Below are 363 nucleotides of genomic sequence, written 5' to 3'. Positions count from 1 at the left end.
AATATCACCGATGAAAAACGCCAAAGTGATGTCAGAGAATTGGTGAAAATTTTCGAAGCAACATCAGGATTTCCACCTAAAATGTGGGGCGAGGCCATCATAGGATTTGGAAGTTATCATTACAAATATGAAAGCGGTCACGAAGGCGACGCACCTTTGGCCGGACTTTCCAATCGGGTTGCTCAGATTTCGCTTTACGTTTATCAAGACATTGATGACAAGGAAAATCTATTTTCACAATTGGGAAAAGTCAAAACCGCGAAAGCCTGTATCTACATCAAAAAACTGGAAGATATTAACATCGATATTTTGAAAAATATCATCACCAATTCCATCAAAACCATTCAAAAGATCTACGGCTAA

Annotated in this window: 1 protein-coding gene; it reads left to right on the top strand. The window is 38.6% G+C overall.

The window, feature by feature from the left end:
• On the top strand, positions 1 to 363 hold a 363-nt coding region (locus AO58_RS0116740), incomplete at its 5' end, for a DUF1801 domain-containing protein (RefSeq protein WP_024982776.1).

Source organism: Flavobacterium succinicans LMG 10402 (assembly GCF_000611675.1).
In the GTDB taxonomy this organism is placed as follows: domain Bacteria; phylum Bacteroidota; class Bacteroidia; order Flavobacteriales; family Flavobacteriaceae; genus Flavobacterium; species Flavobacterium succinicans.
This window is presented reverse-complemented; position numbering and strand designations above follow the sequence as displayed.